Source organism: Crenothrix polyspora, from assembly GCF_900163755.1.
Classification (GTDB): Bacteria; Pseudomonadota; Gammaproteobacteria; order Methylococcales; family Methylomonadaceae; genus Crenothrix; species Crenothrix polyspora.
On the sequence record NZ_FUKI01000159.1, the window covers coordinates 15,772 to 36,750 of the forward strand.

General features: G+C 45.6%; 22 protein-coding genes. 12 read left to right on the forward strand and 10 right to left on the reverse strand.

Going from position 1 to position 20,979, the window contains the following annotated elements:
- Positions 1 to 41: 41 nt before the first annotated feature.
- From CRENPOLYSF2_RS16045 to recA, 8 genes are all read right to left on the reverse strand, one after another.
- Positions 42 to 650, reverse strand: a complete 609-nt coding sequence (locus tag CRENPOLYSF2_RS16045; RefSeq protein WP_087144962.1) for a Uma2 family endonuclease — start codon at positions 648 to 650, stop codon at positions 42 to 44.
- Positions 651 to 652: 2 nt separating this feature from the next.
- Complete coding sequence (locus CRENPOLYSF2_RS16050; RefSeq protein WP_087144963.1) at positions 653 to 1,276, reverse strand: Uma2 family endonuclease; 624 nt, start codon at positions 1,274 to 1,276, stop codon at positions 653 to 655.
- Between the two features lie 32 nt (positions 1,277 to 1,308).
- Entirely contained in the window at positions 1,309 to 3,918 is a 2,610-nt protein-coding gene (alaS, locus tag CRENPOLYSF2_RS16055) for an alanine--tRNA ligase (protein ID WP_176371144.1), read from the reverse strand.
- 97 nt (positions 3,919 to 4,015) lie between these two features.
- Positions 4,016 to 4,219: a hypothetical protein gene (locus tag CRENPOLYSF2_RS16060; RefSeq protein ID WP_087144964.1), complete on the reverse strand. Its 204-nt coding sequence runs from the start codon at positions 4,217 to 4,219 to the stop codon at positions 4,016 to 4,018.
- A gap of 11 nt (positions 4,220 to 4,230) precedes the next feature.
- Complete coding sequence (locus CRENPOLYSF2_RS16065) at positions 4,231 to 4,443, reverse strand: type II toxin-antitoxin system HicB family antitoxin (protein WP_087144965.1); 213 nt, start codon at positions 4,441 to 4,443, stop codon at positions 4,231 to 4,233.
- 2 nt (positions 4,444 to 4,445) lie between these two features.
- Complete coding sequence (locus CRENPOLYSF2_RS16070) at positions 4,446 to 4,619, reverse strand: type II toxin-antitoxin system HicA family toxin (RefSeq protein ID WP_087144994.1); 174 nt, start codon at positions 4,617 to 4,619, stop codon at positions 4,446 to 4,448.
- Positions 4,620 to 4,658: 39 nt separating this feature from the next.
- Positions 4,659 to 5,120, reverse strand: a complete 462-nt coding sequence (locus CRENPOLYSF2_RS16075) for a regulatory protein RecX (protein ID WP_087144966.1) — start codon at positions 5,118 to 5,120, stop codon at positions 4,659 to 4,661.
- A gap of 7 nt (positions 5,121 to 5,127) precedes the next feature.
- Positions 5,128 to 6,153, reverse strand: a complete 1,026-nt coding sequence (gene recA / locus CRENPOLYSF2_RS16080; RefSeq protein ID WP_087144967.1) for a recombinase RecA — start codon at positions 6,151 to 6,153, stop codon at positions 5,128 to 5,130.
- A 458-nt stretch (positions 6,154 to 6,611) separates the two neighbouring features.
- Between recA and hrcA the strand changes: the two genes are divergently transcribed.
- The 12 genes from hrcA to CRENPOLYSF2_RS16140 all read left to right on the forward strand — a co-directional run bounded on the left by hrcA (position 6,612) and on the right by CRENPOLYSF2_RS16140 (position 18,760).
- On the forward strand, positions 6,612 to 7,664 hold the full coding sequence (hrcA, locus tag CRENPOLYSF2_RS16085) for a heat-inducible transcriptional repressor HrcA (protein ID WP_087144968.1): 1,053 nt from the start codon (positions 6,612 to 6,614) through the stop codon (positions 7,662 to 7,664).
- A gap of 195 nt (positions 7,665 to 7,859) precedes the next feature.
- Positions 7,860 to 8,435, forward strand: a complete 576-nt coding sequence (gene grpE, locus CRENPOLYSF2_RS16090) for a nucleotide exchange factor GrpE (RefSeq protein ID WP_087144969.1) — start codon at positions 7,860 to 7,862, stop codon at positions 8,433 to 8,435.
- A 76-nt stretch (positions 8,436 to 8,511) separates the two neighbouring features.
- Positions 8,512 to 10,434 carry a molecular chaperone DnaK gene (gene dnaK, locus CRENPOLYSF2_RS16095; RefSeq protein WP_087144970.1) on the forward strand — a complete coding sequence of 641 codons (1,923 nt, stop codon included), beginning with the start codon at positions 8,512 to 8,514 and terminating at the stop codon, positions 10,432 to 10,434.
- Between the two features lie 202 nt (positions 10,435 to 10,636).
- Positions 10,637 to 11,080, forward strand: coding sequence for a DUF29 domain-containing protein (locus CRENPOLYSF2_RS16100; protein WP_087144971.1), 444 nt, complete (start codon positions 10,637 to 10,639; stop codon positions 11,078 to 11,080).
- A gap of 6 nt (positions 11,081 to 11,086) precedes the next feature.
- Positions 11,087 to 12,220, forward strand: coding sequence for a molecular chaperone DnaJ (gene dnaJ / locus CRENPOLYSF2_RS16105; protein ID WP_087144972.1), 1,134 nt, complete (start codon positions 11,087 to 11,089; stop codon positions 12,218 to 12,220).
- Positions 12,221 to 12,225: 5 nt separating this feature from the next.
- Positions 12,226 to 13,023, forward strand: a complete 798-nt coding sequence (gene dapB / locus CRENPOLYSF2_RS16110) for a 4-hydroxy-tetrahydrodipicolinate reductase (protein ID WP_176371145.1) — start codon at positions 12,226 to 12,228, stop codon at positions 13,021 to 13,023.
- 228 nt (positions 13,024 to 13,251) lie between these two features.
- Complete coding sequence (locus CRENPOLYSF2_RS16115) at positions 13,252 to 13,650, forward strand: hypothetical protein (protein WP_087144974.1); 399 nt, start codon at positions 13,252 to 13,254, stop codon at positions 13,648 to 13,650.
- 96 nt (positions 13,651 to 13,746) lie between these two features.
- Positions 13,747 to 14,823, forward strand: coding sequence for an acyltransferase family protein (locus CRENPOLYSF2_RS16120; RefSeq protein ID WP_087144975.1), 1,077 nt, complete (start codon positions 13,747 to 13,749; stop codon positions 14,821 to 14,823).
- A 91-nt stretch (positions 14,824 to 14,914) separates the two neighbouring features.
- A complete protein-coding gene (locus tag CRENPOLYSF2_RS16125) occupies positions 14,915 to 15,850 on the forward strand; it encodes a YbgA family protein (protein WP_176371146.1) in 936 nt (311 codons plus the stop codon).
- Between the two features lies 1 nt (position 15,851).
- On the forward strand, positions 15,852 to 16,712 hold the full coding sequence (locus CRENPOLYSF2_RS16130; RefSeq protein ID WP_087144977.1) for an NAD-dependent epimerase/dehydratase family protein: 861 nt from the start codon (positions 15,852 to 15,854) through the stop codon (positions 16,710 to 16,712).
- Between the two features lie 101 nt (positions 16,713 to 16,813).
- Positions 16,814 to 18,028 carry an argininosuccinate synthase gene (locus CRENPOLYSF2_RS16135; protein WP_087144978.1) on the forward strand — a complete coding sequence of 405 codons (1,215 nt, stop codon included), beginning with the start codon at positions 16,814 to 16,816 and terminating at the stop codon, positions 18,026 to 18,028.
- A gap of 132 nt (positions 18,029 to 18,160) precedes the next feature.
- The gene (locus tag CRENPOLYSF2_RS16140; RefSeq protein ID WP_087144979.1) at positions 18,161 to 18,760 is read left to right on the forward strand and encodes a hypothetical protein; all 600 of its coding nucleotides are present in this window, start codon (positions 18,161 to 18,163) and stop codon (positions 18,758 to 18,760) included.
- Positions 18,761 to 18,846: 86 nt separating this feature from the next.
- Here the strand turns inward: CRENPOLYSF2_RS16140 and CRENPOLYSF2_RS16145 are convergent, their stop codons facing one another.
- On the reverse strand, positions 18,847 to 19,185 hold the full coding sequence (locus CRENPOLYSF2_RS16145) for a c-type cytochrome (RefSeq protein ID WP_087144980.1): 339 nt from the start codon (positions 19,183 to 19,185) through the stop codon (positions 18,847 to 18,849).
- Between the two features lie 332 nt (positions 19,186 to 19,517).
- The gene (cysG, locus tag CRENPOLYSF2_RS16150) at positions 19,518 to 20,912 is read right to left on the reverse strand and encodes a siroheme synthase CysG (RefSeq protein ID WP_087144981.1); all 1,395 of its coding nucleotides are present in this window, start codon (positions 20,910 to 20,912) and stop codon (positions 19,518 to 19,520) included.
- Between the last annotated feature and the right edge of the window lie 67 nt (positions 20,913 to 20,979).

Genomic DNA, 20,979 nt, shown 5'->3' on the forward strand with positions numbered 1-20,979 from the left:
TGTCGAAGCATGAACTTGCTCAAGTTATTTCGTGCGCGTTACTAAGTTTGTCCTGCAAAAATATCAGTGACGCTAATCGCTAAGTCAGGAAATAAATGCGGTGTGATCACATCCTCATCGGTAACCATTTGTTTGAATTGGTATTGACCGTTATCGTCCAAAACAAACTGGTGAATTGCGTGTTGCTCTGAATAAACCAGCCAATATTCTGTAACGCCGCTTTCTTGATATAACGGATATTTTATTTTCATCTCCCGCTTGGAGTTACCTTTAGACAGGATCTCAATAATCCAGTCTGGGGCACCGTTACAACCTTGCTGATCTAACAGTTCAGGTTTGCAGATGACACATATATCAGGCTGCACTACAGTATGGATGTCTTTACTCGCTAAAATGGATTTTTTGCGGTCATATAAGCGCACATCAAACGGTGCCGGAAATACTTCGCATCGTTTACCATTCAGATAATCATCAATTTTCACCAATAATTTCCGTTCGATCCTCTGGTGGTTGACATTCGGCGCAGGCGACATCAGCATAATTTTACCTTTAATTAGCTCAAGCGCGTCATCAAACTGCCATGTCATGTAATCGGCATAGCTATAGGTTTGGTTTAAGTCCAGTTGCGATAACTCAGTCACTTTCAACATAATCAATTCTCCAGCGGGTCTTGCCAAGTATCAAACACTTCGGCCGCATTAACCAGTAAATCAGGGAACAGGTGTGGTGTAACAATATCTTCATCAGTCGCAATTCGTTTGAGTTGGTAGCATCCCGTTTCATCTAAAACCAATTGTTGAATAACCTTATGTACAGGATCGACTAACCAATATTCACTCACTCCACTTTCCTGATAAAGCGCATATTTAATTTTCATCTCCCGTTTGGAATTTCCAGGTGACAGGATTTCAATAATCCAGTCTGGAGCGCCGTTACAGCCTTGTTGATCTAACAGATCAGGTTTGCAAATTACACATATATCAGGCTGAACAACCGTATGAATGTCTTTATTAGCTAAAATGGATTTTTTTCGGTCATATAAACGAACATCAAATGGTGCCGCATACAGTCGGCATTTCTTATGATAAAAAAACACAGACAACGACCGCATTAAATTAACAGAAATATCTTGATGTCGCACATTCGGCGCAGGCGACATCAACATGATTTTGCCTTTAATTAACTCAAGCGCATCATCAAACTGCCAAGTTAAATAATCGGCATAGCTGTAGGTTTGGTTTAAGTCCAGTTGCGATAATTCAGTAATTTTAGCCATGCGCTAACCCTCTATCGCCCTCAGTTACGCAACTAACCCAACTGCCCCTGCACCCAATCCGCAACACCCGCCAATGCAGCTGCCAAACCCGCCGGATTATTACCACCCGCCTGTGCCATATCCGGCCTGCCGCCACCTTTGCCGCCCACTTGCGTCGCCACAAAATTGACTAAATCACCGGCTTTAAGTCGGCCGATTTGATCTTTGGAAACACCCGCCGTCAAACTGACCTTATCACCTTCAACCACCGCCAACACAATCGCAGAACTGCCTAACTTGTTCTTAAGCTGATCGACCATGTCTTTTACAGTCTTGGGATCAATGCCTTCCAGCTTGATCGCCAATACTTTGATACCGGCAACCTCAACCGCTTGGTTACTGAGTTCATCACCGGCTGAACTGGCCAATTTGGAATTCAAGCGTTCCAGCTGTTTTTCCAGGGCTCTGGTCTTTTCCAGTAACTGTTCTACTTTTTCCGCTGTCTTTTCAGGGGCGCTTTTCAATAATCCGGCAATAATCGTCAAGGTCTTATCACGACTGGCTATCCAATCTAAGCAACCTGCGCCGGTAACTGCTTCAATCCGTCTAACACCTGCTGCAACACCGGTTTCGCTGATAATTTTAAAGCAGCCAATATCACCCGCCCGTTCGACATGCGTACCACCGCACAATTCAGTTGAGAAATCACCGATTTTTAATACGCGCACTTCCGCGCCGTATTTTTCACCAAACAAAGCCATTGCGCCGGCTTTTACGGCATCATCCTTGGCCATGACTTGTGCGGACACGGGGTTGTTCAAACGAATTTGTTCGTTAACCAGCGTTTCAATCGTGCTGATTTCATCAGCGGTCATCGGCTCAAAATGAGCAAAGTCAAAGCGCAAGCGTTCAGGATTCACCAGCGAACCTTTCTGGCTAACATGGTCACCCAATACCTGGCGTAATGCCGCATGCAGTAAATGCGTGGCCGAATGGTTGAGCTCGGTGGCTTTTCTATTCGCAGCACTGACCCGTGCATCACATAACTGATCTTTGCTCAACGTACCAGAAATCAGCTTGCCTTTATGCAAGAACAAATCACCACCTTGCTTTTGGGTGTCGCTAACTTCAAACACTGCACTGTCCGTAACAATCTGTCCGCAATCACCCACTTGGCCACCGGATTCGGCATAAAACGGGGTTTTATCCAGAATCAGCAAACCTTCTTCACCGGCTTGCAGGCTATCAACCAACTCGCCTTTTTTATAAATGCCGACGATGTGCGCCTGGTCGTGCAAATGGGTATAGCCGGTAAATTCAGTTTGGCCGTCGTGGTTAATATTTTGGTCATAATCGGCTGTAAAGCTGCTGGCGGAACGGGCGCGGTCGCGCTGTGCTGACATAGCCGTTTCAAAGCCAGCATGGTCGACAGTCAAGTTGTTCTCACGGGCGAAATCGGCAGTCAAATCCACCGGAAAGCCGTAAGTGTCGTACAACTGAAACACGGTGTCACCTGGAATAACCGAGCCTTCCAGCTTGGCGACACAGGTTTCCAGAATTTTCATGCCTTGTTCAAGCGTTTCAGCAAAGCGTTCTTCTTCTTTTTTCAGTACGCGCTCCACTTGCGCCTGCGCCTGTTTTAATTCTGGATACGCCTCGCCCATTTCATCTGCCAACGGCGCGACCAGTTTGTAGAAAAACGCATCCTGGATACCCAAACGGTAACCGTGGCGTATAGCACGGCGAATAATACGCCGTAGCACATAACCACGGCCTTCATTAGATGGCATCACGCCATCAGTAATCAGAAACGCGCAGGATCGAATATGGTCGGCAATCACCCGTAGTGAGCTGTTGTTAAGATCACTGGTGTTGGCCAATTTTGCGGCAGCAGCCAACAAGTTTTGAAACAAGTCGATTTCGTAGTTACTGTGTACGCCTTGCGAAACGGCGGCAATACGCTCCAGCCCCATGCCGGTATCGACAGACGGTTTAGGTAGCGGCGTTAACGTGCCATCGGCGGCACGGTCATATTGCATGAACACCAGATTCCAGACTTCGATGTATCTGTCGCCGTCTTCATCCGGCGAACCGGGCGGGCCTCCAGGAATATGTTCACCATGATCGTAGAAAATTTCCGAACACGGCCCACACGGCCCAACATCGCCCATCGACCAGAAATTATCTTTCGCGCCAATGCGAGAAAGCCGCGCAGAATCGACTTTCATCTCGTTCAGCCAAATGCTTTCCGCTTCGGCATCTTCATCAAACACGGTAATCCACAGCTTTTCCGGTGGGATATCCAGCACCTGGGTTAAAAATTCCCAGCCGTATTGTATGGCCTCTTTCTTGAAATAATCACCAAAACTGAAGTTGCCTAGCATCTCAAAAAAGGTGTGGTGGCGTGCGGTATAGCCGACATTTTCCAGATCGTTGTGCTTGCCGCCAGCACGGACACAACGCTGGCTGGTAGTGGCTTTGTCAAAATCGCGTTGATCGCGGCCTAAAAATACATCTTTAAACTGCACCATACCGGCGTTGGTAAACAGCAAAGTCGGGTCATTGCCAGGTACTAAGGAGCTTGACGGTTCAACCGCATGGCCGCGTTGACGAAAGAATTCCAGAAAGGCAGAACGCAGTTCCGCGCTAGTCATTTTTTTCATAGGTGATTAACGATTTTAAGAGCGTAGGTGTGGTTTATGTAATTAGTTAAGCGCGTCAGGTGGCGGCGATGACCATATTTTAAAACGATTATACGGGTTAACGGTATAATATAGGGCGTTCTTCGGCATATTTGCGTAGGCCGCGGTTGGCTGATGCAGAATCTAAGAAAATCTTACACAAATCAGCATCAACTAAAACTAGATTTGTACCTTGCCGATAACGATTAGCATATTTCCCACGCACGCCGGATTTAATTACCTCTGCCGGATATTCAGATTTTAAGGTGTCTTCATTGTTCACGCAAAATATCACTACGCAGCAATTTCAATATAGTGAACCGTACTGGTAGCTTGCGGTACAGGCAATCCCTCTTCAATCATCCCTTCAATGTGAAATTCTATAGCTTCCCGAATTTCCCGTTCAGCCTCTTCAACCGTCTGGCCAGTTGCTACACAACCAGGCAAGTCCGGCACATAGGCCGAATAATTATTCGCCGCTTTTTCGACAACGATTGCGTAACGCATAGTTACCCCTTTAATTTTGCTTGTTTGAGTATGCTGTTTAAAGTACCTGGAGCCAGATCATCGCTAGGCTTTCCAGGTATTGTTACACGTCCACTTTTATTGGGATGCCTAAATTGCCGATGACTCCCTCGTGTTGTGACAAGATACCAACCATCTTTCTCGATAATACTTAGTATCTCGGTAACTTTTACGCAGTAATTTCCCGCTGAGCTCGACTATTTCAACGCATCAAATAAGCCATTGACCATTATCTGTGAAAAACCCCTTTGCAACAAAAATCGGCTGCGCTTAGCCCAATCATTTTTATCAGTAATGGCTTTTTGACTATATTTCTTGGCATAAACCTGTTCTATCTGTTCAGCCCAACTGCCTGCTATTTCTTGGACTAAACCGTCAAGGTCAATGTCATCCACGCCATGTTGCCGCAAATTATACTGAATGAAAACAGGCCCATAGCCACGCTGGATGCAGGATCGTGCATAAATCTCGGCATACCGGCTATCACTTTGCCAATTTTGTTGCGTCAATACTTCAATCACCGGCAAGCAATCTTGTTTGCTATAACCTTTAAGCCGCAACTTTTGCAATAATTCTTGCTGGCTGTGTTCGCGGCGCGTTAATAAGCGCAAACACAGTGCCTTAATGTCAGCTACCGATGGCTCAGCCGTTTCATCCATTGCTTATTCACAGCTCAACTTCAAGCACAGCACTGGCCAACGGTTTGCTAAACGCTTGAGTACGTATTTTAGCTTCAATTTCCTTGGCTTTTTCAGGGTGTTCTTTCAAAAATGTCTTAACATTATCTTTGCCTTGGCCAATTTTATCATCGCCGTAGCTGTACCAGGAACCGGCTTTTTGAATAAACCCATAAGCCACCCCCAAATCAACTAATTCACCGTGAAAAGAAATGCCTTCACCGTATAAAATCTCAAATTCAGCCTGTTTAAACGGCGGAGCGACCTTGTTTTTGACCACTTTAACACGGGTTTCGTTGCCGATAACCTCGTCGCCTTTTTTAACCGCACCGGTACGGCGTATATCCAAGCGTACCGAGGCATAAAACTTAAGCGCGTTGCCGCCGGTGGTGGTTTCAGGATTGCCGAACGTCACCCCAATTTTCATACGTATCTGGTTGATAAAAATCACCAGCGTATTGGCACGTTTAATATTGCCCGTGAGTTTGCGCAACGCTTGCGACATCAACCGCGCCTGCAAGCCCATGTGCGAATCGCCCATATCGCCTTCGATTTCAGCGCGTGGCGTTAAGGCTGCCACCGAATCGACAACGACAATATCGACCGCACCGGAACGCACCAGCATATCGACAATTTCTAACGCCTGTTCGCCGGTATCGGGCTGGGAAACCAGTAAATCGTCGACATTAACACCGATTTTTTGCGCATAACCAGGGTCTAACGCATGCTCAGCATCAATAAACGCCGCCGTACCGCCGAGCTTTTGCATTTCGGCAATCACTTGCAAAGTCAATGTGGTTTTACCGGATGACTCTGGGCCATAAATTTCAACAACACGGCCACGCGGCAAGCCACCGCAGCCTAAAGCAATATCCAGCCCTAAGGATCCGGTAGACACCACGTCAATATCCCGCGAGGCGGTCGCATCACCCATACGCATGACCGAACCTTTGCCGAACTGCTTTTCAATCTGCATTAAAGCCGCGCCTAAGGCTTTCTTTTTGTTGTCATCCACTGTTTATTTTCCTTTAGCCATAACACTAAAAGTATCCCGTTTGTAAACGGCGATAAAACACGGTTGCTGTTGCAATCGTTTATTATCCCATACACACTGAGCTTCGGATAGTGTTGATTGTGACACACAATTTCTAGGCTGGTCGCTTAAAAATTGCCGTTAATACGCTTATGGTTCTCGCTAAAGTCGCCAGTTAATCATAAAAAGCCGTATTTACAAACAGTATAGAAGAGGACAGCGAAATAGCCTGATCTGTTGTTTGCGCTGGCAAGCACAAAATCACCCAATGTTTCACTAATTTGCGTGCTTTTGTACCTGCCGAAGACACAATATGTCCGCTGCCGGGTGATTCACCTGCTACAGTTATTGATTGACAATATTACAATGAACTGCTACTTTTTAAACGCTTAGCACTCCATTTACATGAGTGCTAAAGCCGCACCAATCAAGGGGTTAATGTGAGCAGTATGCAAGTTTTAAATGACAGATCGTTACAACTGTTAAAAATGTTGATTGAGCGTTATATCAGCGATGGCCAACCGATAGGCTCTAGAACATTATCCAAAGATTCGGATTTAAAACTCAGCCCCGCCACCATCCGCAACGTGATGGCCGATTTAGAAGAAATGGGCTTTTTGCACTCACCACACACCTCCGCAGGACGCATCCCCACTGCCAGTGCTTATCGTTTGTTTGTGGATTCGTTACTGACCGTAAAACCTTTGGAATCAAAAGACTTGTCACGTGTACACCTCGAGTTAAGCACCCGTGATGGCAACAAGGAAATCATAGGCCGTGCCTCACGTTTATTATCTGAGTTAACCCAGATGGCGGGCGTGGTGACTTTACCGAAACGCGAACTGGTGTGTTTGCGCCACATCGAATTTTTACCGTTATCCAATGCCCGTGTGCTGGTGATTTTTGTCACCAACGAACAGGAAGTTCACAATAAAATCATTCAAACGACACGCGCCTTTAGTACGGCGGAATTACAGCAGGTCGGCAATTACCTTAATGCCATTTACAGTGGCCATAGCCTTGCCGCCGTACGCGAATCGGTATTTAAAGAATTGCAGGATGATCAGCAGCGCATCAACCAAAGCCTGCTGGATGCCGTCAACCTGGCGCAACTGGCTTTTGAAGATGAAAATCCCAAAGAAGATTACGTGCTGACCGGTGAAACTAATCTGATGGAATTTTCCGAACTGGCGGGTCGTGAGCACTTAAAAAACCTGTTTAACGCCTTTAACCAAAAGCAAGATGTCATTTATCTGCTCGACCAGTGCATGAAAACCAATGGCGTGCAGATTTTTATCGGCGAAGAATCCGGCTACAAAGTCTTCGACCAATGCAGCCTGGTGACCTCATCGTATTCGATCAACGATGAAGTGGTGGGTGTTTTAGGGGTGATTGGTCCTACGCGCATGGCGTATGAAAAAATCATCCCGTTTGTCGATATTACCGCAAAATTATTAAGTGCAGCCTTGAATCCTAAACCAACATCCCCATAATTTAACCAGCCGTAACAACTCGGTTTGTATTGAAAAGTAACACAATAGATCACGGACAAGCCAAACTAACGGGTTTACACGGATTACAGCGACTTTAATCCGTGTAAATCAGTCTTTATCAGCAGTACCCTCCGTGTTCTGGCTTACTAACTGAAGCGTTACATAAAACACTAACGACCCACAGGAAACCCAAAGATGAGTATTGATCAGGAAACACCTGAAATTCAAGATGACACTGAAAACCAAGCACACACCGAAGTACTTGAATTAGAGCCTACTATTGACGAGTTGCAAGAGGCGGTGGCCAATGCCGAGCAAAAAGCCCAAGATAACTGGGATAAAGCCGTGCGCACAATGGCGGAAATGGAAAATCTGAAACGCCGTACCCAAAAAGACCTGGAAGACGCACATAAATTTGCGCTGACCAATTTTGCCAAGGAAATGCTGTCGGTACTAGACAGTTTGGTATTAGGTCTACAAGCGGCAACCGGCGACAGCGAAGAAGTCAAAAAATTTCGTGAAGGCAGTGAACTGACCATTAAACAATTTGAAGCTGCGTTTGCCCGCTTTAAAATTGAAACCCTAGACCCGGTTGGCCAAACCTTTAATGCCGAGCACCATCAGGCCGTTATGGTACAGGAAGTGGACGGCGCTGAACCCAATAGCGTGGTGACCGTATTCCAAAAAGGCTATCTATTAAATGGTCGCTTATTGCGCCCTGCGATGGTTGTGGTGGCAAAAGCCGCAGAAAAACCGTTAGCCGACAACTAAAAGGCTTGAAGACATTAAAACAGCCCCCATATTGGTATCATCATTTACAACATCATTAAAGTCTGGAGTATAGTCAATGGCTAAAATAATCGGAATCGATTTAGGAACCACCAATTCATGTGTCGCCGTGCTGGAAAACGGCGTTGCTAAAGTCATCGAAAACAGCGAAGGCGCACGTACTACACCGTCTATCATCGCCTTTACCAGCGATGACGAAGTGCTGGTTGGCCAATCCGCCAAGCGTCAAGCGGTCACCAACCCACAAAACACCTTGTTTGCCATCAAACGTTTGATTGGCCGCCGTTTTAAAGATGATGTGGTACAAAAAGACATCAAAATGGTACCGTATAAAATCGTTGAAGCAGAAAACGGCGATGCCTGGGTTGAAGTGCGCGGCAAAAAAATGGCCTCGCCTGAAATTTCAGCACGTATTTTAATGAAGCTGAAAAAAGATGCTGAAGCCTATTTGGGCGAAGAAGTCACCGAAGCGGTTATCACGGTACCGGCGTATTTTAACGATTCACAACGTCAAGCCACCAAAGACGCTGGCCGTATTGCAGGTCTCGAAGTCAGACGTATTATCAACGAACCCACGGCTTCGGCGTTGGCGTTTGGTATGGACAAACCCAAGGGCGACACTAAAATTGCCGTGTACGATTTGGGCGGCGGTACCTTTGACGTATCCATCATCGAAATTGCTGAAATCGATGGCGAACACCAATTTGAAGTGTTGTCCACTAACGGCGACACCTTCTTGGGCGGCGAAGATTTTGACTCACGCATCATTGAATATCTGGCCAATGAGTTCAAAAAAGAAACCACCGTGGATTTGCACAACGACCCGTTGGCGCTGCAACGCTTGAAAGAAGCCGCAGAAAAAGCCAAGATCGAACTGTCATCCGCGCAACAAACCGACGTTAACTTACCGTACATCACTGCGGATGCTACCGGCCCTAAGCATTTAAACGTTAAATTAACCCGTGCCAAGCTCGAATCGTTAGTAGACGAGTTGATTGAACGCACCAAAGGCCCGTGTATTACCGCATTGAAAGATGCTGGCCTGTCTGCATCAGATATTCATGACATCATTTTGGTAGGCGGCCAAACCCGTATGCCTAAAGTGCAGGAAATGGTCAAAAACATTTTCGGCAAAGAACCGCGTAAAGACGTTAACCCAGATGAAGCGGTGGCCTTGGGCGCTGCCATTCAAGCCGGTGTATTGGCAGGTGATGTTAAGGACGTGTTGTTGCTGGATGTTATTCCGTTGTCTTTGGGTATTGAAACCATGGGCGGCATTTTAACCAAGCTGATTGAAAAAAACACCACCATCCCTACCAACGCCTCGCAAGTATTCTCCACCGCTGACGACAACCAAACTGCGGTGACCATTCATGTCTTGCAAGGTGAGCGTGAAAAAGCCTCGGCGAATAAATCATTAGGTCGCTTTGATTTGGCGGACATTCCACCGGCTTCACGCGGTATTCCGCAAATTGAAGTGTCGTTTGACATTGATGCCAACGGTATCTTGAACGTATCGGCCAAAGATAAGGCGACTGGTAAAAAGCAATCCATCATCATTAAAGCCTCTAGCGGTTTGTCGGATGATGAAGTGGAACGCATGATTAAAGATGCCGAAGCCCATGCCGATGAAGACCGTAAATTGACCGAGCTGGTACATGCCCGTAACCATGCCGAAGGCATGATGCACGCCACGGAAAAATCGCTGAAAGAACTCGGTGAGCAAGTGGATGCTGCTGAAAAATCCAGCATTGAAGAAGCCATCAACGCCTTGAAAGAAGTGGTTAAAGGCGAAGACAAAGATGCCATCGAAGCCAAGACTAATGCACTGACTGAATTGTCTGGTAAACTGGCAGAACGTGTTTATGCACAAAAAGCGGGTGGCGATGACGCGGGTAACGCTGCGGGTGGATCATCTGCTCACGCCGCCGATGACGGTGTGGTTGATGCCGAGTTTGAAGAAGTTAAAGACGATAAGTAACATTCCAAGCAGTTAATGGATATTAGACCTGTCAGCCTATATAGCTGACAGGTCTTTTCTGCGTTAAGCGGCAAACAATGCAACACTAATGCCTAAGCTTTTTTCGTGTTTTTGTATTTTCCGTGGACTATGGGTAACATGTCTTGAAAGTGGGCTTATACCAACCCATAAACCCGCTGTTTAATTGACGATGAGGGACTTAATGAATATCAAAAACCTCTACGAACAAGATTTTTATTCATGGATACAACACCATGTTGCTTTACTAAAAGAGTCACGTTTTGACGACATTGATGTGGCTAATCTAATAGAAGAGCTAGAAGGCATGGCCAAAAAAGATGAGCGTGAATTAATTAGTCGCCTTATTATCCTAATAGCACACTTGTTGAAATGGCAATATCAGCCTGACATGCAAGGCAATAGCTGGTCGAGCTCAATTATTGAACAGCGTGCGCAAATTTTATTTTTGCTGGAAGACGTACCCAGTTTAAAAAATAAAATGCCACAATCAGTTCTTAGGGCATACCCTAAAGCCATAGAAATCGCTGTTAGAGAAACTCGATTATCGAATTTTCCACAACAATGCCCCTACAGCGACAAGCAGTTATTAGACGAAGATTTTTACCCTGACAACAAACAAAAATAATATTCCATGGCAGCAAAAGAAGACTTTTACAAACTCCTCGGCGTAGACAGAAACGCCAGCGACGCAGAAATCAAAAAAAGCTATCGCAGTATGGCGATGAAATATCATCCCGACCGCAATGCAGACAACCCTGAAGCGGCTGAAGTGAAATTCAAGCAGATTAAGGAAGCTTACGAGATTCTGTCGGACGCAAAAAAACGCTCGGCGTATGACCAATTCGGCCATGCCGGTGTCGATCAATCGGGTGGCGGACGGCCAGGCGGTTTTGGTGCAGAAAGCTTCAGTGACGTATTCGGCGACGTGTTTGGCGATATTTTCGGTGGCGGCAGACGTGGCGGCACAACGCAACGCGGCGATGACTTACGCTACAACCTGGAATTATCGCTTGAAGAAGCAGTGGCCGGTACTGAATCTAAAATTCGCATCCCCGTTGCAGTGGCGTGCGGTGAATGCACTGGCACGGGGGCTAAAAAAGGTTCTAGTCCCGTTATCTGCTCCATGTGTCATGGCCACGGCCAAGTGCGTATGCAGCAAGGCTTTTTTTCTGTGCAACAAGCCTGCCCTACGTGCCGAGGCACGGGCAAACAAATTAAAGATCCGTGTGGTAAATGTCATGGCCAAGGCCGTGTGCAAGAAAGTAAAACCTTATCAGCAAAAATTCCTGCTGGTGTCGATACTGGCGACAGGATACGCTTAACCGGCGAAGGCGAAGCCGGCGAACGCGGCGCTCCCGCAGGTGATTTATACGTGCAAATTCAGGTGAAAGATCATGCCATCTTTACCCGTGACGGCGCTAACTTATACTGCGAAGTGCCGATCAGTTTTGTCACCGCCTGTTTAGGCGATGATATTCACGTGCCAACATTAGACGGCAAAGTAGCCCTTAAAATCCCTGCCGAAACCCAAACCGGCAAGCTGTTCAGATTACGTGGTAAAGGCGTTAAACCGGTACGCGGCGGTGCAGTGGGCGATTTGCTGTGTAAAGTGCAAATTGAAACCCCTGTCAATCTAACCAAAGACCAAAAAGCCCTGGTTGAGCAATTTGGCGCATCCTTAAGTGGTGGTGGCCAAAAACATAACCCGCAAGAACACTCGTGGACAGACGGCGTAAAAAGCTTTTTTGATAAATTAACCGGATAATCATCATGCGGATTGCAGTTATTGGCGCATCAGGGCGCATGGGACTTTGTTTAATTAAAGCAGCGGTCAGCAATCATAACCTGCTGACTGCGGTTATTTCCAGACCCGATAGTGCCGCTATTGGTAAAGATGCCGGAGAATTAGCGGGAATCGGGGCTTTGGGCATTATTGTTGTTGATAATGTAACACACGTATTAGATCAATTTGATGTATTGATCGATTTTACCCGCCCTGATGCGTCTATGGCGGTGATTGAAGTGTGCCGCAAAGCAGGAAAAAAATTAGTAATCGGTACAACCGGTTACACAGATGAGCAAAAATTGGCCATACACGCTGCCGCTGAAGATATTGCCATCGTGTTTGCACCCAATTTCAGCGTGGGTGTCAACTTGACGCTAAAATTATTGGAAATGGCCGCTAAAGTCATGGGCGATTACACCGATATTGAAATCATCGAAGCGCACCATCGTCATAAGGTTGATGCACCTTCTGGCACGGCATTGCGTATGGGCGAAGTGGTCGCCAAAGCGTTAGGGCGTGATTTAAATGATTGTGCAATTTACGGGCGTGAAGGCAATACCGGCGAACGTGATCGTAAAACCATCGGTTTTTCTACCATCCGCGCTGGCGATATTATCGGCGATCATACAGTGATGTTTGCCGATGACGGTGAGCGGGTTGAAATTACCCACAAAGCATCCAGCCGCATGACCTTTGCCAATGGCGCAGTGCGTGCAGCAAGTTGGTTAGAAGACAAACACACGGGGCTTTATGATATGCAGGATGTGTTGGGGCTTGCTTAAATCCATGTACAGCGTTTTCAACTTAGGACAGTTACAGCCACCGTTCGTGCTGAGCTTGTCGAAGCATGAACGGCACACTTCGACAGGCTCAGTGCGAACGGTTACGCTGTAAGTATTCACTTCCCCCTTTTTCAAAGAAGGAAACTGAATGATTACGAATCCATCAACCTAAGCATTATTGGGTAACACCGTGTCAATCCATTCCCTAAAATTAACCCAAGGCAACTAATGAGTTTTAAAATCGGCATCGTAAAGTCAGCCATAAAATGGACACCCAACAAATTAATCACCTGGGTGGCCAATTACAAACTGAAGGGTATTGCAGAAATCATCGATTTTAATTTTAATCTTGATACCAGAACCGCCTACGCGCAAGTACAGCTATTAGGCGAAGCAGAACCTATTGAAGTTCAAATGAACGGTTTTGCTATCATTAACGATGGCGAATCGTACCAATTTATCATGCAGCAAGCAAAATCCAACCGACCTTGGCTGAATAATATTTTGGCTCGCATTGTTGATAAAGCCTGGAAAATTCCGGTAATTCCACAATTGCAACCGCATATTGGCTTACTTGCTGAGCTGTTTAAAGTAGAAAACGCACAACAAACTGACCGTATGGATTAAACGCTGTAACCCATATAAAACAGTATCTGGGGGCATCTAATCATAACAAAATAGATTCCCCAGCATCCTCGCTAGAAATTATTCGATGGCAGCAACATGACTAAAAGAATCCTAGGCTTTGATGGCATTCGTGGCCTAGCGGCGGTTTTTGTTGTTTTAACTCACCTACATTTCTGGAAATTGCTTGAGAATCATCACCTACTCAACCCAGCCCTCACACCGCTGTTTGGCGCAACCGGTGTGCAAGCTTTTTTCATACTATCAGGATTTTTAATTACCGCACTGCTTATTACTGAGCTAGAAAGCACAGGCAGCATTTCCCTAAAATATTTTTTTATCCGCCGCTCACTGCGAATTTTCCCACTGTACCTCTTATTTTTAGCCCTCGTCACACTGATCTATTACATCGATAGCAGAGTAACCACAACAGCCTCGCTGCTCTTTGCTTACAGCTATCTTTATAACTTCATCCCCAAATCACTCTATACACCTTTTTTAGGACATACCTGGTCGCTGGCAGTTGAAGAGCATTTTTATCTGTTTTGGCCGTTTATTTTTGTAATAGCTTTTAAAAAACACCGCACCCCACTGCTGATTGTTATTGTTTTGTATTTACTCAGCACACCTGTATTACATACTTACTTAGATAACATCGGCTTATCTAAAAGCTATTTTGTGGCACGCTGGACATTCATCGCCAGTTACAATATTGCTATGGGCTGTTTATTAGCCATGCTCATGCTATCAGGTTCGGCTCAATCAATTATTCGACGTTACTTAAGTGGCCGCAGATCACTTATCGTCAGTGGTTTTCTATACGTTTTCCCCGCTACGGTGTATGGTTTATCGGTAAGTTTTGACAATATTTTCAGTAGCTACATCAGATGTATCGGCATTGCCGGCATGATAGGCTGGCTTTACACCCATCAGAACTCGTTAGCGGCAAAATGCTTAGAATGCCGACCACTTAAATACTTAGGCACAGTTTCCTACGGCATTTATATGTACCAAGGCTTGTTTTTAGCCACAGGCCCCGCACGGCATGCAGGGCATTTTTGGCCACCGACAAGTCAGCTTAACGGATTATTTTGGGTAATCATTGTCACACCGCTGTCCTACCATCTGTTTGAAAAGCCGTTTATCCGCTTAAAGCATAAATTTAAGAGCCCCTAAAGTGACTGCCACGAAAGATTAACACCCCCCTCCCCTTGCCATTTAAAAATACACAGATAAGCTTTTATGTTTACTCACAAACAAAATGTCTATGACTAAAATTCCCATCGGTATCAGCAGTTGCCTCCTTGGCCAACCCGTCCGCTACGATGGCGGCCACAAACGCGACAACTACATCGTTGGCACGTTAGCAGACTATTTTGATTTTCAGCCCTTTTGTCCTGAAATTGCCATCGGTATGGGCACACCGCGCCCGACCATACACCTGGTAAATAGCAATAAGCAAATACGCAGTATCGGTGTGAAAAATCCTGATATAGATGTTACAGACCAGCTACGCGATTACGCTAATCAGCAAAAAAGCCCTCACAGTGATTTATGTGGTTATATTTTAAAAAAAGGTTCGCCCAGTTGCGGCATGGAACGGGTAAAAGTCTATAGCAATGGTCAGCCGCAACAAATCGGCACAGGGATTTATGCCGAAGTAATGATGCGTAATAATCCATTACTACCGGTTGAGGAAGAAGGGCGCTTAGGTGATCCACGATTACGTGAAAACTTTATCCAGCGGGTTTATGTGCTGCACCGCTGGAAGCTATTAATCACAGAAGGCCTGACACCTCAGCGATTAACGCGTTTTCATGCCCAACACAAACTGATTATTATGAGCCATGCCAACTATGCAGATTTAGGGCAATTATTGGCAACGGTAAGTAAAGAAAATATTGTTGAAGTCGCAAAAATCTACATCGCACAACTGATGACGACACTTAAAAAACTCGCCAGCCGTAAAAGCCATGTTAACGTATTACAGCATATTCAAGGCTATCTAAAAAAAGAATTAACGGCTGATGACAAAGCCGAACTCAGTGAGTTAATTGAACGCTACCGACTTGGTGAAGTACCGCTCATTGTGCCGTTAACCTTGCTAAAACATCATTTTAGAAAGAACCCTGACGCTTACATAGAAGACTCTTATTACATGTGCCCTTACCCAGCACCCTTGCAACTGAGCAACGCGCTATAACATGGCTAAAATTTTAATTATCGGCTGCGGTTCTATGGGTTATCAACTGGCCAAAACCTTGGCTGATGCGGGGCATGATGTCACTGGCTTAAAACGCAATCCACCGCAAGCAGCTACTGAAAACTTTAAATTTATCCGTGCTGACATCACCTCGCCCACTGACTTGCAAGCATTGGACAGCGATTTTGAACACGTATTCTTTATTGTATCTGCCGATGGCCGTAATGACAGCAGTTATCATGACGTTTATGAGACCGGCTTAAATAACTTACTTAACCAATTCACAAAAAGCCATTGTCAAGCAGCGTGGATTTTTGTGTCATCCACCAGTGTATATGGCCAAACGCAGGGCGAGTGGGTTGATGAAAATTCAATTACCCTACCTTCCAAAAGCACCAGTCTTAAAATAGTCGCCGCTGAACAAAAACTGATGGCACATAATCCAACCAACGTTGTGGTGCGTTTTTCGGGTATTTACGGGGCAGGCCGCGAGTATCTGCTACGATCAGCCCAGCAATCGCCATTAATTCAGCAAAGCCCCCCGTACTATACCAATAGAATTCATCAACACGACTGCGTGAACGTATTAGTGTTTTTGCTAGCACAGCGCTTGGCAGGTATTAGGCTTGAGCAATGTTACTTAGCCAGCGATAATAATCCTGCCCCGCTGTGGGAAGTGATGTCTTGGATGACAGGGCAATTAAACTGTACCCCGCCCACAGCAAAAATAACTGCACCCGATCACGCTAGCGACATGAACAAACGCTGTCGTAATGACAGACTTACAAAACTGGGCTATCAGTTTATTTATGCCGATTACACAGCGGGTTATTCGGCATTAATGCCACTAAAAAACCAATAACCCACATCAAAATATCGCGCTTTAAAATGCAAAGTCCGCGCTATGGCACTAGTATTTTCCGGTATAATTCGGGTATTTTTAACTCAAGGTAGTAGTGCGTTATGTCAGAAATCAATAAAGTAGTCTTGGCTTATTCCGGAGGCCTTGATACCTCCGTTATCCTTAAATGGCTGCAAGATGTGTATCAGTGCGAAGTGGTTACCTTTACCGCCGACTTAGGCCAAGGTGAAGAGGTAGAACCTGCACGCGCCAAAGCCCAAGCCATGGGCATTAAAGAAATCTACATAGACGACTTACGCGAAGAATTCGCCCGTGATTTCGTGTTCCCCATGTTTCGCGCCAATACCGTTTATGAAGGTGAGTATTTATTAGGCACCTCCATCGCCCGCCCGTTAATTGCCAAACGCTTAATTGAAATTGCTAACGAAACCGGCGCTAAAGCCATCTCGCACGGCGCAACCGGCAAAGGTAACGATCAAGTGCGTTTTGAACTGGGCGCGTATGCACTGCGTCCTGATATTCAGGTGATTGCACCGTGGCGCGAATGGGAATTAAGCTCACGCCAAACCCTGCTCGATTACGCCGAAAAACACAGCATCCCTGTGGAAATGAAAAAAGGTAAAACCTCACCGTATTCTATGGATGCCAATTTACTGCACATTTCCTACGAAGGCCGCGTATTAGAAAATCCGTGGACAGAGCCCGAAGAAGATATGTGGCGCTGGACAGTGTCGCCCGAAGCCGCCCCCGATAAAGCCACTTATATTGAAGTAACTTATCAACACGGTGACATTGTGGCGATTGATGACGTAGCGTGCTCACCGGCTACTGTTCTTGAACAACTCAATAAAATCGGCGGCGCTAACGGTATTGGCCGTTTGGATATTGTTGAAAATCGCTATGTTGGCATGAAATCACGCGGCTGCTACGAAACTCCCGCTGGCACCATCATGCTTAAAGCCCATCGTGCTATCGAATCGCTAACTTTAGACCGTGAAGTGGCGCATTTAAAAGATGATCTCATGCCACGCTATGCGTCTTTAATCTATAACGGTTACTGGTGGAGTCCTGAGCGCGAAATGCTACAAACCATGATTAACGCTTCACAAACTAACGTTAACGGCAAAGTACGTCTAAAATTATACAAAGGTAATGTTATTGTTGTTGGCCGCGCCTCCAGTACCGACAGCTTGTTTGATGAAAGTATTGCCACCTTTGAAGACGATGGCGGCGCGTACAACCAAAAAGATGCTGAAGGTTTTATTAAACTGAATGCGCTCAGAATGCGAATCGCGGCGGCTAAACGCTTAAAATAACCACAAAGAAAACGCGCGACAAATCTCAATAAGCTTGTATAATCAGCTTTTTGGGGTGCGCCGCGCTAACCAAAACAGTATTTGTTCACATAGAATACAGCGCGATAATAGCGCCTGGTTTGAGGGGGAATAATGGCCGATAGGCGCGATATAAAGTTTGAAATTGTTGATCATCGAAGGGCGCTACAAAAAATATCTCCCCATCACGATCTAGTAAAACCTAAGCGGTGGCGTGTTACAGCGCTGCTTGCAGCAATGGCTGTGGTAATAGCGCTAGGCTTTGCAGTGTCACCTGATGACAACATGGAAACAACTGTTCGCATGACTAAACACGTTGCTACACCAGCCAATCCTGTGCTGTCTTCGGAAATTAATAACCTGAAAGGTCAGTTTGTTGGTTTAATCAGTGGCTCTATTGAAAACAAGTTAAAAACCTTGGAAGATAATATCCGTGTCGGTGCGGTCAGTAATTCTTTGGGCACAATACAAGATTTAAAAAATGACGTTAAAGTGCTGCGTGCGTATTCACAGCCTAGTACACCCGAAAACAGCACGGTGGTGTCTAATGCACAGCTAATGAAAGAAATGTCGCACTTAAGAAATCTTATTTATCTTACCCTCAGCTCATGCGGGTTGATGATTGCAGCAATTGCAGGAACGTGGATTAAAAATCGTAAACAACTGCCATTTAAAAAACCAGAAGTCATTACCCGTTATTTGGGCAAACACTGATACTGTCTCTGCTGTATTATTGCTCAAACAAAAAAGCCGCTTTAGCCAATTAGCTAAAGCGGCTTTGTTTTATGCAGACTTAAATTTTACTTATTGCTGATATAGGCAAATAATGCATCCAGCGCTTGCACTTCGCCGTAACCGGCAGTTTTAACAGCGCCATTTTTCATGATTTCATCAATCGCTTTCGGCATACCGCCTCTGCCATTTTTAATAACTTCTTCAAAGCCGGCTCTGGTTAAAGCACCTGATTTAATATTGGCAGTCAATTGTGGGTTTGACGCGATATCATGGCAAGTACCACAACCACGGCCAAAAGCGCGGTCATAAATTTTCTTACCGATGTCATTTGCTTCATCTGCTACCACTTGGCCACTTAACGCTACCAATACCACACCTGCCAATACGCCTAATAATTTTTTCATACCAACCTCTCTTATAGTTAAAAAAGTACTGCTTTACACAGTTCAGTTAAAAGTCAAACCCGCAAAGGATAGGGAATTTGACGAAATAATTCAATTGTTTTTGTTATTACCAACCACTGTTTTCTAACTTAGCCATATTATCATCGAGCGTATATGAACAATGGCTGAATTTTTCCTGCTATTTTTAGCCAGTGGGCAGGCGTAATCACTTACTTTAAGGGCAATATTCTTAAGGTGGAACACAGTGTAATGTTACTTCTGTAGGCTGGGGTAAGGAATGAACCCCAGCGTCACCCCAACCTACAACACCTCCAACTTAAATGGGCAGCCAATTATGCGGATGACTCATTCGAAAACCACGCCAAACTGTTATGCAAGGTTACCACTGTGCCTATTATAATTAAAGTGGGGGCTTTAATGTGCTGATTAGCCACTAACGCAGAAATTGTTGCCAATGTTCCGATAATCACTTTTTGATTAACGGTTGTGCCCTGCTGTATAAGTGCAATCGGTAAGTCTTTGGCACTGCCATGCGCTATCAACGCCTGACAGATTTTATCTAAGCCCACCGAGCCCATGTAAATAACCACTGTTTGATTGGGTGCTGCCAATTGTGTCCAGTTTAAATTAACCGAATCATCTTTTAAATGCCCGGTTACAAAAGTACACGATTGCGCGTGATCGCGGTGAGTAAGCGGAATACCCGCATAACTGGCACAACCAGAAGCCGCCGTAATACCCGGCACTACCTGAAAATGAATACCTTGTTGCATGAGGGTTTCTATCTCTTCACCACCACGACCAAAAATAAACGGATCACCGCCTTTTACCCGTGCGACACATTTACCTTGTTTGGCGAGATTGGCCAGTAATTCATTGATAGATTCTTGCGGCAACGCATGGTTTTGCCGCTGTTTGCCAACATAAATCTTTTCCGCATCACGTCGCGCCAAATCCAGTATTTCTGGCGATACCAAGCGATCATACACCACCACATCGGCTTGCTGCATCAGGCGTAAGGCACGAAAGGTTAATAAATCCGCCGCACCTGGGCCTGCGCCAATTAAATATACTTCGCCTACTGAGGCACTGTCTTGGTCATCAATCAGCTGCTTGTGCAATTGCGCTTCTGCCGCTGCTACGTTACCGGCAAACACCAATTCGGCCACCGAGCCTTGGAAAATCCGCTCCCAAAACACACGGCGCTGTGCAGGTTGCTTAATAACTTGCTTAACCGGTGTGCGGAATTTTTCTGCCAGCACCGCCAGTTGCCCATAGGCAGGTGAAATCAGCGTTTCTATTTTAGCACGTAACAATCTGGCCAAAACCGGTGCCGCACCACCGGACGAAATCGCGGCAATAATTGGCGAACGGTCAATAATAGCCGGAAAAATAAAACTGCACAGCGCAGGCTTATCCACTACGTTAACCAAAATATCGCGCTCATGGGCAATTTTAGCGACTAATTGATTGGTTGCAGCATCATTAGTTGCTGAGATCACTAATCGATAAGCACCGATATCGTCAACAGCAAATGCTTTTTGCAACACAGTAATCAATTGCTGTGCTTGCAATACAGCCACCGCAGTACCTATATTTTGTGCAATAACCGTAACCTGTGCGCCCGCGCGTAATAATAAATCAATTTTTCGAGCGGCGATTTCACCCGCACCTACGACTAAACACGGTTGATGGGTAAGTTTGACAAAAATCGGGAAATAATCCATTGACAATAGAAAAGTGAGCGACTGAGAGTGTTATTATAAGTCCCTGCAAATGATTAGGAAAACTTAC